9 protein-coding genes and 2 pseudogenes are annotated in these 15307 nt (G+C 71.1%); 3 read left to right on the top strand and 8 right to left on the bottom strand.

The genetic code is table 11. The annotated features are described in order from the left end of the window. Window positions 1-55: 55 nt before the first annotated feature. Window positions 56-319: pseudogene (locus M8J74_RS24480) on the bottom strand (hypothetical protein); the annotation flags it as partial. Between M8J74_RS24480 and M8J74_RS24475 the strand changes: the two are divergent. Beyond that, window positions 299-634: pseudogene (locus tag M8J74_RS24475) on the top strand (acetylxylan esterase); the annotation flags it as partial. The pseudogenes M8J74_RS24480 and M8J74_RS24475 sit on opposite strands and share 21 nt — an antisense overlap. Here the strand turns inward: M8J74_RS24475 and M8J74_RS24470 are convergent. The 5 genes from M8J74_RS24470 to acnA all read right to left on the bottom strand — a co-directional run bounded on the left by M8J74_RS24470 (window position 615) and on the right by acnA (window position 10767). Further along, on the bottom strand, window positions 615-3887 hold the full coding sequence (locus M8J74_RS24470; protein WP_249838514.1) for a GH92 family glycosyl hydrolase: 3273 nt from the start codon (window positions 3885-3887) through the stop codon (window positions 615-617). The pseudogene M8J74_RS24475 and the gene M8J74_RS24470 overlap by 20 nt on opposite strands. 342 nt (window positions 3888-4229) lie before the next feature. Further along, a complete protein-coding gene (locus M8J74_RS24465) occupies window positions 4230-5309 on the bottom strand; it encodes a lytic polysaccharide monooxygenase (RefSeq protein WP_249838513.1) in 1080 nt (359 codons plus the stop codon). Between the two features lie 317 nt (window positions 5310-5626). Beyond that, window positions 5627-6229: an HD domain-containing protein gene (locus M8J74_RS24460; RefSeq protein WP_249838512.1), complete on the bottom strand. Its 603-nt coding sequence runs from the start codon at window positions 6227-6229 to the stop codon at window positions 5627-5629. Between the two features lie 74 nt (window positions 6230-6303). Next, window positions 6304-7800, bottom strand: coding sequence for a sensor histidine kinase (locus M8J74_RS24455; protein WP_249838511.1), 1497 nt, complete (start codon window positions 7798-7800; stop codon window positions 6304-6306). A 249-nt stretch (window positions 7801-8049) separates the two neighbouring features. After that, window positions 8050-10767 (bottom strand): aconitate hydratase AcnA, encoded by a 2718-nt coding sequence (gene acnA / locus M8J74_RS24450; protein WP_308406094.1) that lies wholly within the window; start codon window positions 10765-10767, stop codon window positions 8050-8052. Between the two features lie 292 nt (window positions 10768-11059). On the opposite strand from acnA, the gene M8J74_RS24445 reads away from it, so the two are divergent. Beyond that, the gene (locus M8J74_RS24445; RefSeq protein WP_079077882.1) at window positions 11060-11257 is read left to right on the top strand and encodes a DUF4236 domain-containing protein; all 198 of its coding nucleotides are present in this window, start codon (window positions 11060-11062) and stop codon (window positions 11255-11257) included. Between the two features lie 64 nt (window positions 11258-11321). Beyond that, complete coding sequence (locus tag M8J74_RS24440) at window positions 11322-12851, top strand: helix-turn-helix domain-containing protein (RefSeq protein WP_249838509.1); 1530 nt, start codon at window positions 11322-11324, stop codon at window positions 12849-12851. A 75-nt stretch (window positions 12852-12926) separates the two neighbouring features. On the opposite strand, the gene M8J74_RS24435 is transcribed toward M8J74_RS24440, so the two are convergent. Further along, a complete protein-coding gene (locus M8J74_RS24435; protein ID WP_249838508.1) occupies window positions 12927-14489 on the bottom strand; it encodes a hypothetical protein in 1563 nt (520 codons plus the stop codon). Beyond that, complete coding sequence (locus M8J74_RS24430; RefSeq protein WP_249838507.1) at window positions 14467-15273, bottom strand: hypothetical protein; 807 nt, start codon at window positions 15271-15273, stop codon at window positions 14467-14469. The genes M8J74_RS24435 and M8J74_RS24430 overlap by 23 nt, the downstream gene beginning before the upstream one ends. Between the last annotated feature and the right edge of the window lie 34 nt (window positions 15274-15307).

The following is a 15307-nucleotide window of genomic DNA, read 5'->3' as shown; positions in this document are numbered from 1 at the left end:
GGCGCAGGACCGCCGCGCCGAACGGGTCGAGGGTCAGGGCCGTGCCCTCCTTGGGTCATGCGGTGAAGTCCTCCCGGGTCTCGGCGATCACGCGGCGGCTGCCGTACAGCAGGGAGAGCAGCAGCGGGGCGGCCAGCAGGGCGGTCAGTGCGGCGGTGAGCACGAGCAGGGAGGCCGCGGCGAGGGTGGCCCCGCCGTGCCGGAGGAGGAAGGAGGCGGCGAGGCGGGCGGTGTCGCGGGCACGGAAGGGGAACAGCGAGGTCAGCACGAGCGCGTGGGCACCCCACAGGAGGAAGCCGACGCCGGTCCGTGCGGCGAGATCGCGGCCTACCTCGCCGTCCACCGCGGCGCGGAGACCGCCGCGTACCGCACCCTCTCCTACGTGGAGGGGATCTCCTTCGCGCGCCGTGCCCACGCCCCGGCCCACTGCGGAGTCGGCCTGCGCGACACGGTGTGCCCGCCGAGCGGGGCGTACGCGGCCTTCAACCGGTATGCGGAACTGAGCGGCGCGGACCCCCGCAAGGAGATCCGCGCCTGTCCCTGCAACGGCCACGAGGGCGGCGACGCGGTGCACGTGCGCCGCCAGCTCGACTGGCCGGCCGCCCTGCCGGAGGTCAGCCGGTCGCGAGGGTGAACACGTGCAGGTCCGCGTTCCGCGGCAGCTTCACGCTCGCGATGGTCCTCCCCTCCGGTGCCGTGAAGGGCTTGGTGGCGAAGACGTACGTCGCCACCGGGTCCTTGTCGGCGCCGGCGACATTGCGGTACGCGGTCCTGGCGACGACCTCGTTGCCGTACTGGACGGTGCCGCCGCCTCCGCCGACGGTCCAGTCCGTGAAGGACAGGTCGACGGTGTCGGTGCCGCCGTCGGAGTAGGTGACGGTGGCCTCGGTCCGCTGGTTGCCGTTGACGGCACTGCCGACGAAGGACAACGTGTGCACGCCGTCGCCGAGTCGGACGGTCTGCCCGTCGGCGGAGACGTTGTCCCGGCGGCCGCTCGGCGAGGCGGGCCAGGTGAAGGCGAGACCCTGCACCGTGCCCTGCCCGCCCGGGGCGAGCCCGGCCGCGGCGAGGGCCTGGCGGGAGTAGCTCCAGCCGCCGCCGTCGTAGTCGGCCTCGTCGTGGTCGCCCTGGTCGTCGGAGACGCCGGTGTTGTCGTAGGCGGCGAGCAGGGTGCCGGGGGCCGCGACGGTCAGCGCGACGGGCTGCTCGTAGGAGGTGCCCTGCGAGGTCACGGTGACCTTGGCGTCGTAGAAACCCTGCTCGGTGTCCGCCGCCGCGGCGAGGGTGATCTCCTGCTTCCCGTCGGCGACCGTGCCGTGCGCGGGCGTGGCGCTGATCCCGTCCGGCGTCTCGACCGTGAACCGCACCTCGGGGCCCGCGCCACCGCTCATCGACAGCGCGCGGATGCCGACCTTCGCGCTCCCGCCCGGTGCGAAGGTCGCCGTGGTCGGACCGACGCCGATCTGGTACGGCTGCTCGCCCGCGCGGAAGGAGGGCGGCGCGTCGGACGGGTCGCCGCCCCAGGTCCTGTCCGGCGTACCGGAGAGCGTGAAGTCCAGCCGCCCGCCGTCCCGGACGAAGGACGCCGGGAGCCAGGGCCGCCCGCTGGTGCGGCCGTCGACCTTCAGCGAGGTGACGTACGGCGCGTCGGCGGCGGCACCCGTCGCGCGGACGGAGATGTCGTTGCCGTGCGGGCGGTCGATCTCGATGCGCGGGAACAGCGGTGAGGCCAGGACGAGTTCGGCGCGCGAGGGGACCTGGGGGTACATGCCGAGGGCGGAGAAGACGTACCAGGCGGACATCGCGCCGAGGTCGTCGTTGCCGGGGATGCCACCGGGCTCGGTGGACCACAGCTGCCTCATCGCCGCGCGGACAGTCTCCTGCGCCTTGTACGGGGCGCCCGCGTAGTCGTACAGGTAGGGCACGTTGATCGACGGTTCGTTGTCCAGTTCGGACTTGTCGCCGCCGCTGCCGGTGAAGGCCCAACCGCCGTCGCCGTCATGGAAGAAGGCGTCGAGCCGGGTCAGCGCCTCGTCCCTGCCGCCCATCGCCGCGAAGAGCCCGGCCGGGTCGTGCTGGACCATCCAGGTGTACTGGGCGGCCGTCCCCTCGACGAAGCCGTTGCCGGTGGACGGGGTGAAGCCGGTGACCCAGCTGCCGTCCGCCTTGCGGTTGGCGATGTAGCCGCCGGTGGGGTCGGCGGCGACGTTGAAGTTGTTCTGCCACCACTGCGCCCGCCCGGCGAAGGCCGCCGCCGTGTCCTTCTCCCCTGCCGCGGCGGCGAGTTGGGACAGCGAGAAGTCGGCGCCGGACATCTCCAGGGTCTCCGCGGCGCCGCCCCAGGCGTTGGACACGGACGGCATGTAGTGCAGCTTCAGGTACTTGTCGAGCGAAGGCCGCTGGCCGGCCGACAGGACGGGCTTGCCGGCCGCGGACAGGTCCTGCGCGGTCGGCACGGTGGCCGCCCGCACCAGGGACTTCAGCGCGCCGCGCAGGTCGAAGTCCGTGCCGCCGAAGGCGCGGATGCCGGCGAGGGCGGTCGGGGACGGGTCGCCGTTCATGACGTGGGTGCCGCTCGCGCCGTGCAGCCAGCGGTCCCAAACGCCGCCGTTCTGCCCGGCGAGCTCGTACAGCGACTGGGCGATGTCGGAGCCGGTCCGCGGGTCGAGGAGGGTGAGCAGCTGCACCTGGTCGCGGTAGACGTCCCAGCCGGAGAAGGTGCCGTACTGCGCCCGGTGGCCGCCGCCGACGGTGTGCACCTCGCCGTCGCTGCCGCGGTAGCGGCGGTCGGCGTCGCTGATGACGTTCGGGTGCAGCAGGGAGTGGTAGAGCGCGGTGTAGAAGGTGGTGCGCTCCTCGTCGGTGCCGCCGCCGACGAGGATGGCGTCGAGCCGGTCGCGCCAGGCCCGGCGGGCCGCGTCCCGCACCGCGTCGAAGGAGCGGTGCGGCGGGTTCTCGGCGGCGAGGTTCGCCTCGGCGCCCGCCCGGCTGACGTAGGAGATGCCGACCTTGACTCCGACGGGGCCGTCGCCCGGGGCGAACTCGACATAGCCGCCCGCCCCCTTGCCGGCGACGGGCCGCCCGCCGTGGGAGAAGCCGCCGGTGCCGCCGGAGGCCGAGGTCGAGCCCGGGGTCAGCGTGTCGTCCTGCCAGGTGCCGGTCGTCTTGAAGGCGCGGTCGAAGCGGGCGGTGAAGTACAGCGTGTAGTAGGCGCGTTGGCCTTCGGGGTCGAGATAGCCGCAGAAGTTCCCGGAGGTCACCGAGCCGGAGACGGTACGGGTCTTCGGGTCGATGGTGACCGAGGAATCGGCGGAGCCCACCTCGGAGTTGGCGGTGCGGATGAGCAGGGAGGCCGGTTTGTCCGCGGGGTAGGTGAAGCGGGCCGAGCCGGTGCGGGCCGTGGCCGTGAGGTCGGCGGTGACGCCCGAGGCGAGGCCGACCTTGTAGTGGCCGGGCTCGGCCGTCTCGTCGGTGTGGCGGAAGTCGGAGGCGTAGACGGCGTCCTTGGTGTCGCTCGCGGGCGACGAGGTGACCTCACCGGCATAGGGGAAGAACGGGATGTCCCCGCTGCCGCCCGCGCAGCCCGTGCCCGACATGTGGGTGAGGCTGAAGCCTCTGATGCGGGTGGCGTCGTACTGGTAGCCGCCCGGCGCCGCCGTCCGGGTGGCGTCGCCTCTGGTGTTCTCCGGGCTGAAGGAGAACATGCCGAAGGGGGTGACGGCGCCGGGGAAGACGTCGCCGCCGTTCTTGGTGCCGATGAGGGGATCGACGTACGGGGTGGGGTCCTTGAGCAGGTCGGGGGGTGCCGCGGTGGCCGCCAGGGCGGGCGTGGCACCGGTGACCGCCAGGACGGCGGCCAGCAGCAGGGACGTAGGACGCAAACGCATGACGCGGCCCCTCCTCCTTCGGACGGGTCGCGCACCACAGGTCGCACAAGCCGCAGGGACAGTAGCGTGCGTCACGCGTACCACGGAAGAGCGCGTCAGCCGGCCGGGGCACACCGCGAAGGCATCCGTACGGATCAACCGGGCAGGCCAACTCGATTGACAGCGTTGTCGGTTGACGCGGTAAAGTCATGTGCAGACCAATAGACAACGTTGTCGTCGCACCGCGGCATCGCCACAAGCCAGCACCACCCGGACAGGTACTCCCCCGGCCTGCCCGGCTCGCGGACCCGGTGGAGCGCCATGCCGCCACCGGGTCCGCCCCGAGTCCGAACGCCGGCCGGGTCAGCCGACCTGGCAGGGAAGGGTCGTCCTCGTATCACCGCCGTCGCCCTGGACGACGTAGCCGAAGGTCGTGCTCTGCCCCGGGCTCAGCGATCCGTTCCAGTCGGCGTTGTGGACCATCACGTCCTGGCCGGTGTAGGTCGCGTTGCCGTTCCACAGGCTCGCCACCGACTGACCGCCCGGCAGCGCGAAGTCGACCATCCAGCCCAGCATGGGGACGTCACCGGTGTTGGTGACGGTGACCTCGGACTGGTAGCCGCCGCTCCAACTCCCCGTGGACTTACGGGTGGCCGAGCAGGTGCCCGGGACGGGGTCGGTGGGGTTGCCCGGGTCGTGGATGCCGGTCACCTCGCCGTGGCCGCCGTCGAAGACGACGTCGGAGCAGGAGTAGAAGGTCTCCGCGCTGTCCGAGCGCTGCCAGACCATGTAGACGATGTGGCGCCCGGACTTGCCCTCGGGCAGCTTGCCGGACCAGGAGTAGTTGGCCTCGACCGTACCCGGGGTGCCGTTCAGCGGCGGGTGGTCGATCGTGAGGAAGGGCTTGTCCTCGAGGTCGTTCCAGGTGAGCGGCTTGGTCGGGTCGAAGCCGTCCTTGGTGACGTAGACGTAGAACCAACCAGGGTGCGCCGCCCAGGCGTTGTAGGAGAAGTCGACGGTCGCGCCCGAGGTGAGGTGGGTGAGGGGCCAGTCGCTGCGCGGAAGGTTGAAGCCGGTGAAGTTGGGGTTGCCGCCGCTGCAGAGCTGGCCGTCCGGCACGAAGCCACGGGTGCGGCCGGCGCCGTCGGAGCGCAGCACGGAGAACCAGTTGTAGAACGGCGTGGTGCCGCTGACCTGCTGGGCCGCTTTGCAGGCCGGGTTGACGGGCTTGATCTCACCGGTGTCGGTGAGGGCGTCCTGCCAGCACAGGAAGGTACGGCTGCCGGGCTTCATGGGCGTGCCGTGGGCCTCGGCCCTCCCGCCCGCCGTGACGACGAGGGCGAGGGCCGGAAGCGTGGCGAGCAGGGAGACCAGGACGAGGAAGAGGGCCCGGGTGCGGGACGAGGACGCTAATCGGCCCGATCTGGGGAGTGACAGGATCATGACAGGCAACATCCTTCGGGTACGGCCGTACGGCGCGAGGTGCGGTGCGGGTGCGGGTGGTGTGGGGGGTGGCACGAGTGCGGGGGGCGGGGCAGGGGCGAGGTCCGCGCAGGTGCGGAGGGTGCGCGTGAGCTGCCGAGCGGGGTGGGAGCGGCCCGAGGGCGACGGGTTCCGGTCCACCGCCCTCATGGGAGCGCTCCCACCCTGCCTGTGGGGGAAGTTAGCGCTGCGGGGCCGTCTTGTAAACGGCTGACGCGGCACGCCACTCGAATACGGCACTGTCGCAGCCGACGCGCCGACGGCTTCCCTCGGGCGTCTCAGCGCGGCTGCCGCACCGGATAGGCCGCCTGGAAGGCCAGTCGGCCGTCGGCGTCCCGGCCGAGGGCGGTGAGCACGTCGTCGAAGGCCAGGAACTCCTCCCACACCGCCCGTCCGCTCGCCGCCGCGAGCCGTGCGACGACCAGGTCCTCCAGCTCCTGGACCCGCCTGCCCTTCCAGATCTTGTCGGCGACGCTCACCAGCAGGTCCTCGAGGGTGATGTCCGGCCGGTTCCAGTCCGCGTGACCGGCGGCGAAACGAGCCAGCGCGGGTTCGACGCCACGCGCGAGGAGCAGTGCGCGGCCGGCGGCCTCGTGGGCGGAACCGGGACCGGACAGTTCCTCGGGGTGCAGCGTCTTGCCGATGTCGTGCGTCGCGGCTCCGAACAGCACGGCGCCGGCGTCGAGCGGGACCGCCGGATGCTCGCGCGCCATCCAGTCGACGAGCCGGCACCCGACGTCGTGCACGGCCCGCAGATGAGCCGCGAGACGAGGTGGCGCGTCCAACTCCCTCAGCAGGCCCTCTACTTGATCACCGAGAGGACGCAGCGGCGGATCACCGTCGTCGTGCAGGGCGCGGTGGAGGAGGTCGATGGCCGTCACGACGCCAGGGTAGGGCCGAGGGCTCTTCCAGGGTCCGTCTTCGGTCCCGGCGGAGCCCGGCCGTGCGGACGCGCTCAGTGCAGGACGTGACCGGAGGCGGAGGGATGCCTCGCCAAAGCGGTCTCGGCCGCCGGGAGTCGGACGGTGAACTCCGTTCGGCCCGGGGTGCTCTCCACGTCGATGGCCCCTCCGTGTGCCGAGACGACGGCTGCCGTGACCGTCAGGCCCAGGCCGGAGCCGCCCGTCGTTCCCGGGGGGCGGGTCCGGGAGTGGCCGGCCCGGGTGAAGGGGTCGAAGACCGTGGGCAGCAGTTCGGGCGGGATTCCCGGTCCGTCGTCCCGTACGCGCACCACGCACCGCTCCCCCGTCGCCTCGACCTCGACCACCACCGTGGTGCCGGCGGGCGTGTGCGTGCGGGCGTTGGCCAGGAGGTTGGCCAGGGCCTGCTGGAGCCTCGTCCGGTCGCCGACGACGAGGGCGGGCACCTCGTCGAGGTGCAGCGCGAGCCGCCAGTGGTGGTGGCCGTCGTCCGACGCCCGGGCCTGCCACACCGCCTCGGCGGCGACGGCCGCGAGATCGACCTCGGCCCGCTCCAGGGGGCGCCCGCCGTCCAGCCGGGCCAGCAGCAGCAGGTCCTCCACCAGCCCCGTCATCCGCGCCGACTCCGCCGACACCGTCCGCCAGGCCAGCACCGGCTCGACCCGGTCCGTGCCGCGGTTCATCAGCTCCGCGTAACCGGCGATGGAGGCGAGCGGCGTGCGCAGTTCATGGCTGGCGTCGGCCAGGAAGCGCCGCATCCGTTCCTCGCTGCGCTGCCGCTCGGCGAGGGAGGTCTCCACATGGTCGATCATCCGGTTGAGGGCCGCGGCGACCTGGCCGGCCTCGCTGCCGGAGTCGGCGTCCCGGACGGGGACCCGGGTCAGGCCGGCGACCTCGCCGTGGTCCAGCGGGATGCGGGTGACCGCGGCGGCGGTGGCGGCGACCCGGCCCAGGGGGCGCAGTTGCCGCCGTATGACCACCGCGCAGACGCCGCCCGCGACCACCAGACCGGCCGCCGCCACCGCGGCCTCGGCGGCCACCAGTGCGCCGATCGTGTCCCGGACGTCGCCCATCGGCAGTCCCGCCAGGACGCGTACGTCGCCCGACCGCGCGGCGGCGATCCGGTAGACGCCGAGTCCGGGCACCGTACGGGTGTGCTCGGACCCGTCGGTCGCGATGCCCCGCAGGGCGGCGCGCTGGTCCGCGGTCAGGTTCTGCGGTGGGGCGTCCCGGCGGACGACGGCCGCCGAGAGGATGCCGCCGTCCGCGTCCAGCCGGGCGGCGAGCATCCCGGCGGGATGGCCGTTCTCGCTGAGGAAGGACAGCCCCGTCCGGTCGTCCGGGTACAGCTCGGCCCCGCCCAGGCTGCGGACGACCTCGTCGCCGACCCGTTCGTCCAACTCGCCCATGAGAGAGGCGCGCTGAAGGTACGCCGTGGTGCCGGCCATCGCGGCGCACACGGCGACCAGGGTGGCGGTGACGAAGAGCAGCAGGCGCGTGCGCAGGGAGCGGCCGCGCGGGCGGGCGGTCATCTGCGCCCCCCGGCAGGCCGGGTGACGGCCGCGTCGGTGCGGGCCGGCGCGTCGACGACGGGCCCGCGGACGCGGCCGGTGTGGATCCCCAGGGTGCCTGACATGTCTCGATACTGTCCCGGTCCACTGTCGGAACCCTGTGTTCAGCCTGAGGGTGGGTGATGACATCGGGCGGATACGGCGGAAGGGCCGCACCCCCGACATACGGGGATACGGCCCTTCCGGTGCTCAACTGCCCTGCCGGACCGCTTACTTGCGGATCAGGCTGCGCAGCACGTACTGCATGATGCCGCCGTTGCGGTAGTAGTCGGCCTCACCGGGGGTGTCGATGCGGACGACCGCGTCGAACTCGACGCCCGTGTCGGTGGTGACCTTCACCGTGCTCGGGGTGGTGCCCTCGTTCAGCTCGGTGACGCCGGTGATGGAGAAGGTCTCCTCGCCGGTCAGGCCGAGGGACTGCGCCGAGGCGCCCTCGGGGAACTGCAGCGGCAGGACGCCCATGCCGATGAGGTTCGAGCGGTGGATGCGCTCGTAGGACTCGGCGATGACGGCCTTGACGCCGAGGAGGGCCGTGCCCTTGGCCGCCCAGTCGCGGGACGAGCCGGAGCCGTACTCCTTGCCGGCCAGGACGACCAGCGGGATGCCCTGCTCGATGTAGTTGCGGGAGGCGTCGTAGATGAACGACACCGGCGCGTCGGCCTGGGTGAAGTCGCGGGTGTAGCCGCCCTCGGTGCCCGGCGCGATCTGGTTGCGCAGGCGGATGTTGGCGAACGTGCCGCGGATCATGACCTCGTGGTTGCCTCGGCGGGAGCCGTAGGAGTTGAAGTCACGACGCTCCACACCGTGCTCGGTGAGGTACTGGCCGGCCGGGGTGTCGGCCTTGATGGCGCCGGCGGGCGAGATGTGGTCGGTGGTCACCGAGTCGCCCAGCTTGGCCAGGACCCGGGCGCCGGTGATGTCGGAGACCGGGGTGGTCTCCATCGTCATGCCCTCGAAGTACGGGGGCTTGCGCACGTAGGTCGACTCGGCGTCCCACTCGAAGGTGTTGCCGGTCGGGATCGGCAGCGCCTGCCACTGGGCGTCGCCCGCGAAGACGTCGGAGTAGGACTTGTTGAACATGTCCTCGCCGATGGCGTTCGCCACGACGTCGTTGACCTCGGCCTCGGAGGGCCAGATGTCCTTCAGGTAGACCGGGTTGCCGTCCTGGTCGGTGCCCAGGGCGTCCTTGGTGATGTCCACCTTCATGGAGCCCGCGATGGCGTACGCGACGACCAGCGGCGGGGAGGCCAGGTAGTTCATCTTGACGTCGGGGTTGATCCGGCCCTCGAAGTTGCGGTTGCCGGAGAGGACCGAGGTGACCGCGAGGTCGTGGTCGTTGACCGCCTTGGAGACCTCCTCCGGCAGCGGGCCGGAGTTGCCGATGCAGGTGGTGCAGCCGTAGCCGACGAGGTTGAAGCCGACCTTGTCGAGGTAGGGGGTCAGGCCCGCCTTGTCGAAGTAGTCGGTGACGACCTTGGAGCCCGGGGCGAGGGTGGTCTTGACCCAGGGCTTGCGGGTCAGGCCCTTCTCCACGGCCTTCTTCGCGACGAGCGCGGCGGCGACCATGACGTACGGGTTCGAGGTGTTGGTGCAGGAGGTGATGGCCGCGACCGTCACCGCGCCGTGGTCGATCTCGTACGTCGAGCCGTCGGGGGCGGTCACGGTGACCGGGTTGGACGGGGCGCCGTTCGGGGCGACGGCCGGGGCGTCGGAGGCCGGGAAGGACTCCTTGCCCGACTCGTCGACGTCGTCGACGTAGTTGCGGACGTCCTGCTTGAACTGCTCGGCGGCGTTCGCGAGGACGATGCGGTCCTGCGGGCGCTTCGGGCCGGCGATGGAGGGGACGACCGTGGAGAGGTCGAGCTCCAGCTTCTCGGAGAAGTCCGGCTCGGCCTTCGGGTCCAGCCAGAGGCCCTGCTGCTTGGCGTACGCCTCGACGAGCGCGAGCTGCTGCTCGGAGCGGCCGGTGAGCTTGAGGTACTTGATGGTCTCGTCGTCGATCGGGAAGATCGCGGCGGTCGAGCCGAACTCCGGCGACATGTTGCCGATGGTGGCGCGGTTGGCCAGCGAGGTGGCGGCGACGCCCTCGCCGTAGAACTCGACGAACTTGCCGACCACACCGTGCTTGCGGAGCATCTCGGTGATGGTGAGCACCAGGTCGGTGGCGGTGGTGCCGGTGGGCAGCTCGCCGGTCAGCTTGAAGCCGACCACGCGCGGGATGAGCATGGAGACCGGCTGGCCGAGCATCGCGGCCTCGGCCTCGATGCCGCCGACGCCCCAGCCGAGCACACCGAGGCCGTTGACCATGGTGGTGTGGGAGTCGGTGCCGACGAGGGTGTCGGGGTAGGCCTGGCCGTTCCGGACCATGACGGTGCGGGCCAGGTGCTCGATGTTCACCTGGTGGACGATGCCGGTGCCCGGCGGGACGACCTTGAAGTCGTCGAACGCGGTCTGGCCCCAGCGCAGGAACTGGTAGCGCTCGCGGTTGCGGCCGTACTCCAGCTCGACGTTCTGCGCGAACGCGTCGTTCGTGCCGAACTTGTCGGCGATGACGGAGTGGTCGATGACCAGCTCGGCCGGGGAGAGCGGGTTGACCTTCGCGGGGTCGCCGCCCAGTTCCTTGACGGCCTCACGCATGGTCGCGAGGTCCACGACACAGGGAACGCCGGTGAAGTCCTGCATGATCACGCGGGCCGGCGTGAACTGGATCTCCTGGCTGGGCTGGGCCTGCGAGTCCCAGCCGCCGAGGGCGCGGATGTGGTCGGCGGTGATGTTCGCGCCGTCCTCCGTGCGGAGCAGGTTCTCCAGCAGGACCTTGAGGCTGTACGGCAGGCGAGCGGAGCCCTCCACCTTGTCCAGCCGGAAGATCTCGTACGACTCGTCGCCCACCTGCAGCGTGCTGCGGGCGTCGAAGCTGTTCGCCGACACGACAGTCTCCTTCATTGATGTGCGCGTACCACCACGATCCTGCCGCCTCGGCATCTCGGCCGATCCGCTAAGGCAATGCTAAGTTAGGTAACCCTTAGTGCCAGACTCGACGGCGGCTGCGGCTGCGGTGCTCCTCGGCAGATATCTCGATGTCGAGATAACTCTAGTACATGGGGGCGGGATGGTCATGCCCGGGCCCGGTCCCGTCGTGCCGCGATCCGGCGAGGCGAGCCATCAGTGCGCCGACTCGGGGTAGCAGGGAGATGTCATGCACCCAGTGAAAGGAGGCGCGATGCCCCTCACGTTCCGCAAGAGTTTCCGGATCCTTCCCGGAGTGCGGCTGAACATCAACCGGCACTCGTGGTCCATCACCACCGGCGGCAAGCACGGGCCGCGGCACACGCACAGCAGCACCGGACGTCGTACGACATCGATGGATTTGCCCGGACCTTTCGGGTGGCGGCGGACCCGTACGGAGAGGCGAGGTTGACGGGTCATCACCCGAATGGACCCCCCGAGATGCCCCATCTCATATCTGAGATAGCCTCAGCCTCATGTCAGACGACTACCTCGCACGTATCGGCAAGCTCATCCGTGACGCCCGGCAACACCGAGGCTGGACACAGGCGCAACTCGCGGAGGCTCTCGGCACCAGTCAGAGCGCGGTCAACCGCATCGAGCGCGGAAACCAGAACATCAGCCTTGAGATGATCGCCCGAATCGGTGAAGCGCTGGAGAGTGAAATCGTCTCTCTGGGCTACGCGGGCCCGATGCATCTGCGGGTGGTCGGCGGACGTCGGCTGTCCGGGGCCATCGACGTCAAGACGAGCAAGAACGCGTGCGTGGCGCTGCTCTGTGCGTCCCTGCTCAACAAGGGACGCACGGTGCTGCGCCGCGTCGCGCGGATCGAGGAGGTCTACCGGCTCCTCGAGGTCCTCAACTCCATCGGCGTCAAGACCCGCTGGGTCAACGGCGGGGTCGACCTGGAGATCGTGCCGCCGGCCGACCTGGACATGGGGGCGATCGACGCCGACGCGGCGGTGCGGACGCGGTCCATCATCATGTTCCTCGGTCCGCTGCTGCACCGGATGGACCGCTTCAAGCTCCCCTACGCCGGCGGCTGCGACCTCGGCACCCGGACCATCGAGCCGCACATGATCGCGCTGCGCCGGTTCGGTCTGGACGTCGCCGCCACCGAGGGCCAGTACCACGCCCAGGTGGACCGGGGCGTGCGGCCGGACCGCCCGATCGTGCTGACCGAGCGCGGGGACACCGTCACCGAGAACGCGCTGCTGGCCGCCGCCCGGCACGACGGCGTCACCGTCATCCGCAACGCCTCCTCCAACTACATGGTCCAGGACCTGTGTTTCTTCCTGGAGACGCTCGGCGTCCGGGTCGAGGGCATCGGCACCACGACCCTCACCGTGCACGGCGTGCCCGACATCGACGTCGACGTCGACTACTCCCCCTCCGAGGACCCGGTCGAGGCGATGAGCCTGCTGGCCGCGGCCGTCGTCACCGAGTCGGAGCTGACGGTGCGCCGGGTGCCGATCGAGTTCCTGGAGATCGAGCTCGCGGTCCTGGAGGAGATGGGCCTCGACCACGACCGCACGCCGGAGTACTTCGCCGACAACGGCCGCACCCGCCTGGTGGACCTGACCGTCCGGCCCTCCAAGCTGGAGGCCCCGATCGACAAGATCCACCCCATGCCCTTCCCGGGCCTGAACATCGACAACGTCCCGTTCTTCGCGGCGATCGCGGCCGTCGCCCAGGGCAAGACCCTCATCCACGACTGGGTCTACGACAACCGGGCGATCTACCTGACGGACCTCAACCGCCTCGGCGGCCGGCTGCAGTTGCTGGACCCGCACCGGGTGCTGGTCGAGGGCCCGACGCGCTGGCGGGCCGCCGAGATGATGTGCCCGCCGGCCCTGCGGCCCGCCGTGGTCGTCCTGCTGGCGATGATGGCGGCCGAGGGCACGTCCGTCCTGCGCAACGTCTACGTCATCAACCGCGGCTACGAGGACCTCGCCGAGCGCCTGAACACCATCGGGGCGCAGATCGAGATCTTCCGGGACATCTGACCCGCCCGCGCGGCGCGTTGCCGGGGCCGGACCTCGCGCGGCGAGGTCCGGCCCCGGCGTTCACGGCCGATACGGTCAGCGCCGCGGCGCAGGCGGGCGGCGCTTCGCGGGCGTGGGCAGGAGCGGCTCATCTGCCTCGGTGCGCTTGAACGCCGCCTCAAGGACCGCCGGGTCGGACGCCGCCGATGTGAGGCCCTGGCGGTGGGCCTGCGCCGCTGTCTCGTAGAGTTCGTCCGCCGCACGCAGCCGGGCCTCGACAGCGCGCCGGCGGTGCTCCGTGCGGTCGCCCGCCGTATCGGCCCAGGCTCGCGCGGCAGCATGCCGAGCGTGGGCGACGGCGAGGTCGTGCCCCCGCTCCTGACGGCGCTCGAGCGCGGAGCGGAAACTGTCGACGTACGGATGTTCGCGCAGCAGACCCGCCAGCAGGCCGATCCCGCCGGAGAGCAGCAAGAGGGAGATGAACATCCAGTAGACGGTCGTGGGCTGGAGATCCAGTCGCGCCGCCAGGGAAGGGACGTCCACGTCGGAGCCCTCGAATCCCGCGGCGGCGCCCGTGGCCCTCACCGTCGGCTCCTTGGCCATCACCGTCTTCGCGCGCAGGATGCCCAGAGTGACCGTGCAGGCCGCCCAGAAGCAGAGGAACAACAGGGCAGCAGGACCTGACGACCGGTTGCTGCCCGTCGCCCCGCGTTCCCTCAGGGCGCGGCCCACGAGGTGCGGCACGGTCAGCATGAGGACCCCCACGGAGATCGCCAGGGTCGCGTTGAGCACGCCGGAACTGGAGGTGCCGACACCGTGGAAGGGCTGGAACGCCACCCAGTAGATGGGCACTTCGACCGCGAAGACAAGGACGAGCAGGAAGAGGACCGCCTTCTCCGGCATCGCGGCCCGGGCTCGCAGTCCCTCCCAGCCCTCGACGGAGGCAACGACCGTGTCCCTGCTGTCCGACGGGGCCGCGGCCGCAAGCGGGGCCGCGGCCACCGGGTTGAGGGTGCGGTACTCGTCGTACTCGTCGTCCGCAAGGTCACCCTCGCGGTCGTCGTCGCCGTCGGAGGTGGTGGAGTCGGCGGCATCGGCACGCGTGCCCGCACCCGACCACGACTTCTCGAAACGCTCGCGCACCGCGTCGCGCAGCCGCTGCCAGCGCATCGCCCGGTGAGCGAGCAGGTCGAGCTGCTCGCGCGCCCGGCGGACGTCGTGCTCCGCCTCGATCAGCCGGTGCTGGGCGATCTCGACTGCCGCCTCCTCGCGCGCGGTGCGGTTGCGCGCCTCCGCGTCCTCTCGGGCGCTCCGGGACTCCCGGTCGGCCGCCTCCTCCTCCATCAGTTCGCGCACGAGGTCGCGGCGGGCGGCCAGTTCGGCCGCATACGGCGGCAGGAGGCCGCTGGACAGTACGACGACGTCGAGCGTCTTTCCTCTGCCGTCCGCGGCGCCCTGTTGCCGTGCCTGTTCGACCAGTCGTCGCTGTGCACGGTCGCTCAGGACGAGCGGTGTCCGCTGCACTTCGGGACGTGTCCGCCTGCCGTATGCCGCGAAGGGCCGCCGCCGCGAGCCGTCCTCGCGGCGCAGTACACGGTCGATGCGGGAGCGCCGCGGGGTGGACTCTTCGGGATCGCTATTCGTAGTCGTGATGGACATGTGCCTTCGCCCGTGTCGTGAGTATGTCGGTCCAGAACTGGTCGAAGCCCTGGTAGGAGGAGGGCTTGCGGGTCGGGTTCTTGCCGTAGCCGACCGTGTAGAGGTCCATCCCGCGCAGCGCCGGGACTTCCCTGCCGGCCAGGAGCTTGTTCACAGCCCGCGTTCTCTCGGCCGCGGTCGACAACGGCTCCCTGGAGATGTGGAACTCTCGGTCCCACTGTTCGAAATCGCTGACCGCGAGGATGCTCGCGTCGTTGGCGGCGGAGCCCTGCGTCTCGCGCAGCGTCTGCGCGATCCGGCCGAGCGCCCCCAGTACGTCCGAGCCGTTCTGTCCTCGGGCGCAGTCGAGCATCTCGACGGACGTGTTGACGGCGGCGATCCGGGCCCGCTGCCGCAGCACCTCGGGATCGGTGGTGCTCGACTTCGGCTTCGGGTCGAGATCGATGGGCGAATGGCGGCAGGACGACGTCCATGAGGAGGCCGTCACGGGCGCGTAGGCGAGCGAGGAGCACCCACGTTGGTCCAGGAACGGGATGAGCGTTTCCTGGAGCTTCTTCTTCACGTCGATACCGGTGTGGTCGCTGGTTCCGGAACCGGAGCCGTCCACGACGAGACCGCAGGGCTGCTTGTGTGCGCCCTTGTCGTCGGATTTCCAGGGCGCGGAGCAGCCGGCGAGGCACAGGGCCAGCGCGGCCAGCAGCGCCAGGTGGATGCGGCCCGGAGCGCGGCGCCCGTGTGGCGGCCGGCCGGCCCGGGGTATGTGCAGCGGATGGAGTGCGTTCATGTGCATCTTTCACGTCGGAGATGTGGTGTATCGG

This window comes from Streptomyces panaciradicis (genome assembly GCF_023516615.1).
In the GTDB taxonomy this organism is placed as follows: Bacteria; Actinomycetota; Actinomycetes; order Streptomycetales; family Streptomycetaceae; genus Streptomyces; species Streptomyces panaciradicis.
The sequence above is the reverse complement of the archived record's forward strand: the minus strand, read 5'-3'. Positions and strand labels throughout refer to the sequence as shown.

Bases quoted from the DNA above. Each gene is read 5' to 3' on its own strand.
- M8J74_RS24440 (WP_249838509.1), top strand. From the start codon at position 11,322: ATGTCAGACGACTACCTCGCACGTATCGGCAAGCTCATCCGTGACGCC.
- M8J74_RS24445 (WP_079077882.1), top strand. From the start codon at position 11,060: ATGCCCCTCACGTTCCGCAAGAGTTTCCGGATCCTTCCCGGAGTGCGG.
- M8J74_RS24430 (WP_249838507.1), bottom strand. From the start codon at position 15,273: ATGAACGCACTCCATCCGCTGCACATACCCCGGGCCGGCCGGCCGCCA.
- M8J74_RS24455 (WP_249838511.1), bottom strand. From the start codon at position 7,800: ATGACCGCCCGCCCGCGCGGCCGCTCCCTGCGCACGCGCCTGCTGCTC.
- M8J74_RS24470 (WP_249838514.1), bottom strand. From the start codon at position 3,887: ATGCGTTTGCGTCCTACGTCCCTGCTGCTGGCCGCCGTCCTGGCGGTC.
- M8J74_RS24465 (WP_249838513.1), bottom strand. From the start codon at position 5,309: ATGATCCTGTCACTCCCCAGATCGGGCCGATTAGCGTCCTCGTCCCGC.
- M8J74_RS24435 (WP_249838508.1), bottom strand. From the start codon at position 14,489: ATGTCCATCACGACTACGAATAGCGATCCCGAAGAGTCCACCCCGCGG.